The organism is Sphingobacteriaceae bacterium (genome assembly GCA_002319075.1).
Classification (GTDB): Bacteria; Bacteroidota; Bacteroidia; order B-17B0; family Aurantibacillaceae; genus Aurantibacillus.
Genome location: NVQB01000001.1, coordinates 5,299,962 through 5,311,540 on the forward strand (window position 1 = coordinate 5,299,962; position 11,579 = coordinate 5,311,540).

At 40.1% G+C, this 11,579-nt stretch carries 5 protein-coding genes; 1 reads left to right on the top strand and 4 read right to left on the bottom strand.

Features of this window, described 5'->3' with window-relative positions; all coding sequences use genetic code 11:
* The first annotated feature begins 8 nt into the window (after positions 1-8).
* On the top strand, positions 9-188 hold the full coding sequence (locus CNR22_22930; protein PBQ34512.1) for a hypothetical protein: 180 nt from the start codon (positions 9-11) through the stop codon (positions 186-188).
* Here CNR22_22930 and CNR22_22935 read toward each other — a convergent pair.
* The 4 genes from CNR22_22935 to CNR22_22950 form a co-directional block, all read right to left on the bottom strand.
* Positions 158-4,786: a hypothetical protein gene (locus CNR22_22935; GenBank protein PBQ34513.1), complete on the bottom strand. Its 4,629-nt coding sequence runs from the start codon at positions 4,784-4,786 to the stop codon at positions 158-160. The genes CNR22_22930 and CNR22_22935 overlap by 31 nt on opposite strands.
* 475 nt (positions 4,787-5,261) lie before the next feature.
* Positions 5,262-8,705 carry a hypothetical protein gene (locus CNR22_22940; protein PBQ34514.1) on the bottom strand — a complete coding sequence of 1,148 codons (3,444 nt, stop codon included), beginning with the start codon at positions 8,703-8,705 and terminating at the stop codon, positions 5,262-5,264.
* 2 nt (positions 8,706-8,707) lie between these two features.
* On the bottom strand, positions 8,708-9,850 hold the full coding sequence (locus tag CNR22_22945; GenBank protein ID PBQ34515.1) for a histidine kinase: 1,143 nt from the start codon (positions 9,848-9,850) through the stop codon (positions 8,708-8,710).
* A gap of 17 nt (positions 9,851-9,867) precedes the next feature.
* Positions 9,868-11,220 carry a regulator gene (locus CNR22_22950; protein PBQ34516.1) on the bottom strand — a complete coding sequence of 451 codons (1,353 nt, stop codon included), beginning with the start codon at positions 11,218-11,220 and terminating at the stop codon, positions 9,868-9,870.
* Positions 11,221-11,579: the final 359 nt, after the last annotated feature.

Here is an 11,579-nt window from a genome sequence, read left to right on the forward strand (position 1 = left end):
AATCTTCTTTGTTTTTAATTTCTCTCATCAGTGCCTGGAATGCAAAAATAAGAAGATTAAAATCTTCTTATTTAAGCCTATTTGTAACTACTAAGCATTTTTATGGAAAATCTGATCTTATACCGACCGGAAAAATCACCGAAGGTTTGCGTTTCCCCTACCTCACAATTACAAGCTTTTTAAAGTGATACTGTCCATTACCATCCTGCACACGCAATTGATAAACACCGCTGGAAACAGTTTGCGCCTGGAATGTGATTTTGGAAGTGCGATTTACATTTAAACGTTTTATTAATTGCCCGTTAAGATCAAAGACTTCTGCTTTTTCGATGATGCTGCCCGACTGATATTGTTCTTTGTCGGAGAGCAGTTGCAGGGTTACATCGCTGTTGCCAGGATTCGGGAATACTAACAGAGCTTCACTTGTATATTCATAAGTTACTGTATTAAGAACAGCGTTCGTGCTAAGTGCATCTTCATAATCAAAAAAGATTGCGGCACTGTTTGGAATAAAAGCACCTTCTTCCACATCCTCTTTCACCGTTACTGAAAATATCAGGTAGCCTTGCGAACCATTGAAATTGGACGAAGAGTCTTCTAAATTAATGTTTTCAAAACGGACATTCACTTCACCATTTTCTGAGTAGTTGAACTCACAAGGATGTGAGCTTGAAACAAAGGCAATACTACTAAAACTTAAACCTTCCGGTAGCCGGTCGCTGATAGAAATGTTAGAAGCCATGTAATTACCCACGTTCTGAAAACGCACTTTGTAAAAAAGAGTAGTTCCTTTTTTCACAAAGCCCTGATCCGCTTCCCCTCGCGGAGAAACCACAAGGTCATTGGGGTCAATGGCCCCTACTACTTCGGCAGAGTATGTTCTGGAATTATCGAGTGGCGCAAGATCGTTGCTATAAGTAGCTGTTGCGGTGAAGTTGAGGCTGCTGCCAATAGCTCTCGAAAGATAAACAGAGTCCATCAGGCTGAATGTTTTTACCTGCCCGGGTTTCAACGTATCCACCAGCCAGGTGTAAATGCCATTATTGAAAGTAGTATAAGATGGCTGACTTGATTTTACGGTCATATAACCTCCAAAGCTTAGATTCAAAGGCACATTATAAGCCTCGCTGCTTCCATTGTTTTGAACCTGCAGGTAGACACTATTTTTAAATCCTCTTCTCATAGCGGTAGTTGCCAAGTCTACTTTTAAATCAACGCCGCTTACAGCAGATGTAAGAGGCAGCGCCACGGAATAGGAACTATTTACAGATTGAACAGATACCTGTGCAACCGGGCATCCTGCCTGCCATACTCCCTGTGGTTGGAGCGCTAAACTATATACACCTACCGGAAGAGACGCTCTGAATTCTCCTTTGGCATTGGATATGGTGTGAAAATTGTTGCCGAGATCCACTCTCAAGCCGGCGATAGTGTTTTCATTTCCATCTTTTACGCAATTGTTATTGCTGTCGTAAAAAGTTACTCCTGTTATTACTCCACCGCTTGGCTCAGTAATGGTATTATAGGTGTTGGCGGTTACCTGCGTCAAATACTGCTTTTGTCCCGAAGGCCACAGAACCACAATTGAATCCATTACCGTATTTATGCCTAAGCCAAAATGGCAACGGATACTGCTCTGCCCGCCTAAACCACTTTGTGAATTTACTTCACGCGATTGCCAAACGCCTCCTGCTTTAATTTGCACCCGGGCGCCTATCGCATCTTTATTGGACAAAGAACCTGCTAAACGAATACTAGTCCAATTGTTAGCATTGCCATTATTGGTGAAATAATAATTAATCTGACCTGAATGCGTTGGTACAAAAAGATCGAGATCACCATCTTTATCCGCATCAAAAAAATAATTGCCCATACTGTTTCCAAAATTGGCAGCTATTATCTCATCTTGTTTTTTAGTAAAATTACCAGCCCCGTCATTCAGGTAAAGAAATTTCACACCCTTGTCGTTAGTTACATAAAGATCTAAATCCATATCGTTATCTAAATCTGCAAACGAGCATCCATGGGAGTGTCCACCACTGTTGACTACAGGGTCGCCTGTAATCTTTGTAAACCCACCAGACTTGTTATTGAGGTATAGAAAATCATTTTCATTAGAGGCATTAGAAACAAAAAGATCCAGCCAACCATCATTATTTATATCTCCCCAGCAACTCCCCACAGAATTCCCTCCATCGTTACATACAATTAAATTGCTTTGTCTGGTAAACGTTCCATTTCCATTATTCAGAAACAGTGAATTATTAACGCCTTCACCATTAGGAACAAACAAATCCTGATCTCCGTCGTTATCATAATCGGCCCATGAAGAACCAAGTGACATATAAGATTCAGTGCTCATAGGATTATTTGTGACCAACGAAAATGTACCATTACCATTATTATGATAAAGTTCATTAAACTTTGTGGGCATGTAGTTGCTCAGGAAAATATCAAGAAATCCATCATTGTCATAATCTGCGAAAGAACCGCTGTGAAAGTAAGCCACGTGATCGGCCACCGGGCTGTTCGACAAATTGGTGAAGCTGCCATTTCCGTTATTACGGTAAAGTGAATTAGGCTTTTTTGTGTTGTTAACCACAAGTACATCTTTGTCGCCGTCATTGTCGTAGTCGGCCCATGACGAACAGATGCTGGCAGCAGCGTCACTTGTGAGCTTAGCAATAGTTGATTTAATAAATGTATTATTGCCGGTGTTGCGATAGTAGATATTGGCAACCGTTGCGTTCTTTACGGTGAGATAGATATCTTCTAAGCCATCGTTATCCACATCTACTATGTTTGCGGTCCATGAATCTGTAAGGTCTGCCCCGAAGTTTGCTATTGAGAACATCAGATTCGAAGTGTTGGCAGAGATAATTTGAATTCCTTCTACAGAAGAAGATTGCTGTAAGGTGCCGTTAATTTTACCGGATATGTTTGTTTCTGCACTAACAACTGTATTGTTTGGAAGCAGGCTGCCATTATTGTACATGACTTGTGCAATTACCTGGGTTTGTACCACATAACTATGAGTAGCCAGTAATGAATCCTGAACTGCAAAATTGACAAGTGTTTGAGATGTTTGTTCAGTGATTGTTCCATTTACAGAAGTATTAGTTGTTTGATCTTTTAATACCGAAGATATTACCTTTGCCCCGCTGCCCACTATAACTGACACGTATGCACTATCAATGCTAAGCGGAGAGCTAAACACTATCTGCGAAGAAACCATAACCGTGTCTCCTGGTGCAGCATGATCGGCTGTTGAGCTTGAAATTTGTTTGTAACTCTGTTCCAGTGAAGATCCAAAATACATCATCCAGTTGTCGTTAAAATTAGTATTCATCACACTGATAGGTTTGTTGGATGTGATTTTCAAATACGGTCGTTCTGGTCCGGAGTTATTGCCAGTACCGTTGTAAATAGACTGCCATTCGCTCAGCGTTAAAAAACAATCTACATAACGACCCGGTAAAACTGTATATGTTCTGTTTATGTCAATTCCATTACTATAAGCGTCTTTTACAGAAACAATACAAGTATCATTGAATGAAAATAAATAGGCGTGCGTTACCATTTGACCAAATAATGCATTGGTAAAAGGATCTCTCACATTTTCCTCGTGACCCGGAGGTGCCATGTAAATTAGAAAGTTGTTACCAGAACTTGTACCCAGATCGGAACTCGCCATGGTACCTATGTCTGCAGTGCCCGGGCTGCCTGTTTCCAACCAATTGGCTTCAAAAACAGATACTTTTTTTCCGGCACTGCATCTTACTCTAAAACTGGTAGAGTAATTTACGCTGCCATTATTTTTACCCACCCAGTCAACGGCTGCACCCGAATTAACGGTCCAGGTTTTCATACTAACCCAGCTTCCCGCATAGTATCTTTCAAGAATTATACTATTAGAATTATCCCAGGACGCAATTCTTATTTCCTGTTCGCCCTTTGTACCACTTTGAAAGGGAACCCCAAAATAAAAAAGTTCTCCCGCAGAGCTTCCATTTGCTGAAGGCACATATCCGCCACCGTCGCGCTCATTGCCATATAAAGCGCCATACTGAAGTGTGATAGGTTTGCTGGCTTCAATGACATAGGTGTCGCCTGAACTCATAAGATCCCGTCCTTCACCTGAGTAATAAATGATATCCTGCCCTACCATTAACATTTTCTGCACTACCACAGTCGAACTTGCAGTGCTGATATTCGTATAACCTGTAATAAGGGTTGGCGCAAAAGAGATTTTACGAATGGTAATCACTGTGCTGTCAAAATAGGCAAAAGTATTTAAGTCTCTTTTTGAGCTGGTAATTTGGGGCGCATAAACAATAAATTTTTGTCCCAGGCCTGATTTGGTTGTTGAGGGCACCCAGTCGTGCTGCCAATCGCTGTTAGTAGATTGAGAGGCGTAAATAAGTTTATCGGAAGTAACCATAAAATAGTCGCCATCTTGTTTTAAGGTTCCACCTGATGCATACTTCGCATCATCGTTGATGCCATTGTCCTTAATGTATAAGATATAAGACTGCCCTGCCATAAGCACACCCGTTTTTGTATCATCTGTATCGCCATCGGCACCATCGTCAATGATAGAAAAATGTGTGCTGTCTTGAATGGCAGTAATAACCAAACATACGTCGCGATGAACAGCATCATTATTTGGTGGAACAAAAATATTGAACCAGGTAGATGGTTCGCCGGTAGCATTAGCGAATGCAAAGCTTAAAACAAAAAGAAACGTAAGAATTTGTTTTTTTAGTGTTGTGGCAATCTGTATCATGTGTAATAAATTTCTTAATCCTTTAGTATAAAAACCGGGCCAAACATGTAAGATGCTTATAAATAGAGCTTTGCAAGAAAATACTTAAGCATTGAATTCCAAAAACTGGAAGCTAAATACGTATTTCGGATCGTTTGCCAGGATTTAAGGAATCTTTCGGAAAAGTTGTGGTGAGTTAAAAATTCAGTTCGGTTTGAAGTTTACAATCTATAGTCCAACCTATGCCGCTTGATACATGGTCTACTCAGCAAATAAGGGCGGTAAACCGTCATGCCTTTCATGGCCAATAGTTGATGCTACCAAGAGGTAGTAAGGTTTTAAAACACCGCAGTATTTCGTTACTTAGATATAGATTATGAAAACAGTTTCCCGGATATCTACAGACTGGCAGAACATATTAAGCCTAAGTGCTCGTGTGTAAGACTTAAAAAATTGTTTAGCTATTTTGCGGATTGGCGTTAGAAGTTGCTCCCTGCTATAATTCTTCGTTCAAATCCGCGATTACTTTTTTAAGCACAACATCGGCATACTTCACCAGGTCTTCCAGTCTTTTTGAATAGATATGTTCTTTTGCTGTTTTTTCGATCTCACTTATTTCAGCTTTAAGACTTTGAATGTTCATGCCATCTATGCTGGGTTTAATGCGGTGTGCGATCTTACCAACCGTTGGAAGATCCTTTATTGCCATAGCGGCATTTATTTGTTCCATCGAAACGCTGCACTGTTCAATAAAAATACCAATCATTTTACGCACATAGTTTCTATCGCCCCGCGCCAGGGTTCGCAGTTTATCGAGGGTATAAAGTTTTTGTTCACCCTGAGTTTGAGGAAACTCTGCTTTGTGCAATTCTACCTGTTTAAAAATGCTGTCTACCAGCAGTTTTTCTTCGTAAGGCTTTGTTACGCAATCGTTCATTCCCACGTTTAAACAATTTGATATTTCGTTTTTAAAAGCATTTGCTGTTAGAGCGATAATCGGGGTAGCAAGCTTTAGTTCATTTCTGATCACTTTGGTAGCCTCAATACCGTCCATTACCGGCATCTGCAGATCCATGAGTATAACGTCGAAACGTTTTTTTCTTAGAAGATCTACTGCCTGCTGACCGTTCTCTGCTTCTGCTACAACGCAATTACTTCTCTCCAGAATTTTAATGGCTGTGAGCCGGTTAAATTCATTATCCTCTGCCAGTAAAACACGAATCGGTTCATGGTTCTTATGTCCCTCAAACATTACCTGCTCCTGTACGATTTTTGTTTCGTCGCCCAGGGGTAACGTAAGTTCTACGGTTACAGTAGTCCCCTCATTTTTTTTGCTTTTCACCGAAATAGTTCCATTCATCAGGTGAATCAGTTCTTGTGTAATGACCATGCCAAGACCCGTTCCGCCGTATTTGCGGGAAGTAGATAAATCTTCCTGGGAAAACTTTGTAAATATTTTTTTTACGTACTCAGCATCCATACCAATGCCCGTATCGGTAATGGAGATCTGCAGAGTCTGACTCCTCTTCGTTTCTTTTTTGAGTTCACAACCGATAGTAATGCCTCCCTTTTCTGTGAACTTAAGGGCGTTTCCAACCAGGTTTAGCAGGATTTGTTTGAGTCGTATAGGATCGCCATAAAACACCCGCTTAACTCCCTGCAGTACCGAAACATTAAGGGCCAGATTTTTTTCAATGGCTTTGCTTCCCATAATAGAAACAATGTCGTTAAAAATGTTATTCATCTGAAAGTCCTGAAGATCAAGGTTAAATTCACCAGACTCTATTTTAGAGATATCGAGAATATTGTTGAGGATAGAATATAAATGCTGTGAAGCAACGGATGTATTTTGCAGGTACATGCGTTGTTCACCGGTAAGTTCTTCGCGCGATAATTCGCGGATCATTCCGATAATGGCGTTTAAAGGTGTTCTGATCTCGTGACTCATGTTTGCCAGAAAAGCTTCTTTTGCTTTAGAAGACTCTTCTGCTTTTTGTTTTGATACCACCAGTTCCTGCTCCAGTTTTTTTCGCTCTGTGACATCAAAATTTATCCCGATAGATCCTGTAAGATTCCCGGCATCGTCGTAGTTGGGCGCACCGCTCACAATCCACCAGCGCAGTTCTCCCCGCTTGTTTTTCATTTGCAGTTCATATGTGTCAGACAATCCGGATAAACGTTTCATGAATTTTTCTTTGATCAGGTCCTTGCTAGAGCCTACTACCATTATATCCACAATGCTTTTTCCTATTATTTCTTCGGCGCTGTAACCCGATTGTTCGCAGAAGGCCTGGTTGCAGTGGCGGACTGTTTCATCTTTATCTACCTCTACAAGACCCATGTTCATGTTGGCGATAATGTTCTGATATTTTTCGTCCTTCAGACGAATGGTTTTTTCGTGTGCCTTTCTTTCTGTGATATCTATAGCGAGTGCAGTCAATTCAAAACTAGTTTCGGCGAGTGTTGCATACTGAACACTTTGACCAATCCAGACCTCTGCACCGCTTTTAGTGCTTATGGGAAACTCAAAATAGCTTGTTGGTTTTTTTTCAATTACCTGCTGCTTATAAAATTCTAAAGCCTCCTGTTTATAAGCATCTTTAATGAGCTCAGAAAAATGCATGTTTAATAATTCGCGTTGAGAATAACCGGTTATCCGCTCTGCCACAGGATTTACGTAAGTGAAATAACCAATTTTGTTTGTTTTGTAAATAATATCGGTAGATTTTTCGATAATGTTTTTGTACTTCTCTTCACTCACCTTAAGCGCTTCCTTGGCCTGCCTTTCTTCCGAAATATCACGGGCAATTCCCAAATAACCGCTTATTTCATTCACGTCATTTTTTATGGCGCAGATGGTCAGAGATACCGGAAATTTTTGTCCGTTTTTTCTTATGTAAGTCCATTCAAGACTTTCCACAACACCCCGCTTAGCTTTCGCAATAAAGGTTTCGAAGCTAGGTTTTATTTCCCGGGAGAGTTCTTTTGATAAGTGTACCGACCTTTCTTTTATCTCCCCAAGATCATGAAACGTAGAAGGATTATGTTTTCCAATAAGGTCTTCTGCTTTATAACCCAACATTATTTCCGCACCCTTGTTGAATGATTGTATCATCCCATCCACATCGGTGAAAATAATAGCATAGTTGGTACCATTTAAGATTGCCTCCTGTGTACTGATAAGATAGCGAAGTGCATTTTCATTCGTTTTACGTTCTGTGATATTTCTATATTTCCATAAATGCCCCTTGTAATGGTTGTGAATATAGATTGGAATAAAGTCTCTTTCCAGGTACTGCCCATCTACTAAAACTAGCTCCTCAGACAGCACGGTTTGCTTTTCAGCAAGAAGTGTAGTTATCCTTTGAACAAATTTTTCAGGATCGGAAAACAAATGTTTGTCATTTTCAGCGCGACCAGAAAAGTTCAATCCTTTCAGTTGCTCAGGTTCAAGCGTAATAGCAAAAAATTCGCTGAACATTTTGTTCGAAAATAATATATTCCGGTTTTCGTCCTCCACTAAAATTCCGGAGTTAATGTTACTCAAAAGGGTTTCCAGAAGATTAACGGTGCGACTGAGTTCTTTTTCAGCATTCTTTCTTTCACTGATTTGTGTATTGAGATAATCGGCAATTTTTAAAAGTTCGTCGTCGTTTGCTCCGAATGTAAAATCATCAGACCTTGCGGTTTTGTTTATGGCCTGTTTGAGTTTTTCGATAGAAAGTTTTTTTAACTCGTGTTCTTTTACAAGACTCTGATTAATGTTCTGGTATTCCTGCTCACTCATGCTGAAAGCATGCGTGAGAAGTTCACGGTCGCGGTCGTGAGCCACAAATGCATCGTTTATACCCTGCAGAAATTTATCCAGGGCGGGATTCGCAGCAATCTCATCAGAGAGATTTTTCCGGATCTGTTTTTGAAGGTGTGGATGTAATGCCATAATTAAATCTCGTCAAAGGTGGTGATAGTCATCGTTTGATTGTGCAGTTCGCATTTGGTTCCGCTGCTGAGTGGAGAAATTTCTCCGTAAGAATAAAAGCCTGTTGTTACCACATCTTTGCCAAGTGTGTCTCTAACCGCCTCTACTTCCTCCTCTACCCTTTTATCGAGAATTATTTTCCGGCCTACACAACTAATCAAAATGGCCAGTTTGGGATGGGCGTTATCAGAAAAAGAAAAAGTACTCTGGGCTGCTCCACTGGCGGCATCTATGAGCCTTTCAAAATCGGCCTTCATAAATCTTACGCGCGTTCCTTCTGGCACATCCCCTGCAAATACCATACTCTCTTCTTCTTTATCAATGGAAAGAATGGTTCTTACAACTTCCGCTTCACTGCCTGGAAGTTTCACCGATAAAGGAAAAAGTAAGGCCGAGCCGGGAAGTCCTTCAGCATATTTACCGAGGTATTTTTTATAAATACCCAGTGCATTCTTGTGATCGATCTCAAAGAGTTTATTGGCACTGGATTTGGTAATGGTTTTCTCGAGACCAAAAATATCCCAGCCCCCTTTGGATCCGTGAGATATTCTTAAAGCGTCACCATAAAAACCAATAGCCAAAATATTTCCTTTAGCAGGCTGACAATTAAGGCCAACAAGGGTAGAATTAAAATTTTCTCCATCTCCTGCAAGTCCGCCGGTAACAGGTATTTTATCAGGGTTAACTTCATCTATTCCTCTAACCAGTTCGCTGCCGTTAACCGTGGCACCATCTGAAAGTATAAAAATATAACGCAGTGCTTTTTTATCGAGTTTACTTACCAGGTTTTTGCCTGCTTCAAAACTCGATGTAAAATCAGCACTGTTTACCATAGCTGTTTGTAAGTGTGTTTTTTCAAATGCAACCGCAGTTAGCACCAGGCTATCATCTTTTACTTCCGAGTCTATAATTTCTCCTGCAGTAGAAGCCAGGGCTATCTGGGCATTTGGAAATTGCTTACGGAGTTCACTGTACAATGTTTCTGAGCTTAAGTTCTTTTTTCCTCCAAAACCGAGCAGCAGCTGACATTCGTCTTGGCGCATAACTGAAGAACTTTGAATTTTACCGAGTTGGTTATTCTGAAATAAATACGATGCTACTTTCATGGTAGTGGCGTTAAATTTTAATTAATGACAAGTTCTTTCTTTTTAATAAGATTATAGATAGTAGATTTACCAAGATCCAGTCTTCGGGCCACCTCCAGCACGTCATTGTCGTATTTTTTCATGAAAAGTTTAATGATATCCAGGGTATATTCATGCAAGGTTTTTTCTGTAGCGGTAATAACCGCTTCACTTTGCAGTGTATTAAATGTAATGTCCTGGGCGTGTATTTCTTTACCATCACTCATCACGCAGGCAAGATCTATAATAGACTTTAATTCGCGTACGTTACCCGGGTAGTTGTATTTTAATAAAGTTTCTTTTGCCCCGGCTGAAATAAGAATGGGTGCAAGACCGTTCCCTTTTGTAAACGCATCAGCAAAATGCCTTCCCAGGATAAGTACATCGTTTCCTCTTTCTCTGAGAGGAGAGAGTTCTATGGGGAGGCCAATAATCCTGTAAAACAAGTCTTCGCGGAAGGTTCCCTTCTTTACTTCTTCAGCCAGATTGCGATGAGTGGCTGTAATTAAGCGGGCGTTAAATTTTATTTTTTCATTGCCGCCAAGCCTTACGATCTCACGTTCTTGTAAGGCACGTAAAATTTTGCTTTGCAAATTCAAATCCAGTTCTGCAATCTCATCCAAAAAAAGTGTGCCGCCGTTTGCTTCTTCAAATTTACCAATCTTACGGCCTACGGCACCTGTAAAGGCTCCCTTCTCGTAGCCAAAAAGTTCGCTTTCCATAAGTTCAGCGGGAATTGCCGCCATGTTTACAGCCACAAAGGGTTTTTTATTACGCTCACTGCTATAATGAATGGCTTTGGCAACAACTTCTTTACCTGTTCCAGTTTGTCCTGTAATAGACACATTAATATTAGAGGTTACCGCTTTTTCAACGAGTGCAAAGGTTTTTTTAATGGCAGGACTTTGTCCGAGTATCGTTTTTTCAAAGCTGAATTTCTGCCCGAGTTTTTCTTTTAATTCAGCTACTTCTTCTTTCAAGGTAGAGTTTTCTCTGATTTTTTGAATAGAGTTCCATAACAGTTCTTTTGTATTATCATTCTTAACAAAGTAGTCTGCTGCACCGCCTTTTAAGAGATTAAGCGCTACAGAAATATCTTCCTGAGCGCTAATGATAATAGCTGGAATATTTTTGTTAACCGCATGGATCTTCGCCAGCAAATCATTTCCGTTCATATCGGGCAGCTCATAATCGATGCTGATGGCGTGTGGTTTTTTATAAAGATTATCAAGACATTCTTTTGCACTTGCAAAGAGATAAACTTCGTAATCCGGATTGAGAGAGAGGTGATGCTTTAAAAGATTACCAAACCATTGGTCGTCTTCTACAATAAATATTCGAAATGGCGTCATAGTACATTTTGTTAGTGGTTAAAAAATAAGTACTTAAGTTCCGTAACAAATATAGATAGTTTAAAAACTGGAATCTTTCCATAAACTGGAACTACCACACAGATGTAAGATTTTCTTGTTTTTTGTAAGCTATTCCGTATAAGCTGAAAGTTTGTGACCCATAGAGTATGTTTGCGTTCAAGAAGGGGATGTTTTATCATAAATCTTCCTGAGATATTCTTCCCTTAGGTGGCCCCCAAAATTATTTGCCGATAAGCTACCCATTTTATTTAGAGGAGTTTTTCTTAGTCAGTAAGTTATAACTGACAGCTAAAACTCCTTTGTACCAGATCAATTACCTGGTATTTAAAGATCTCTGG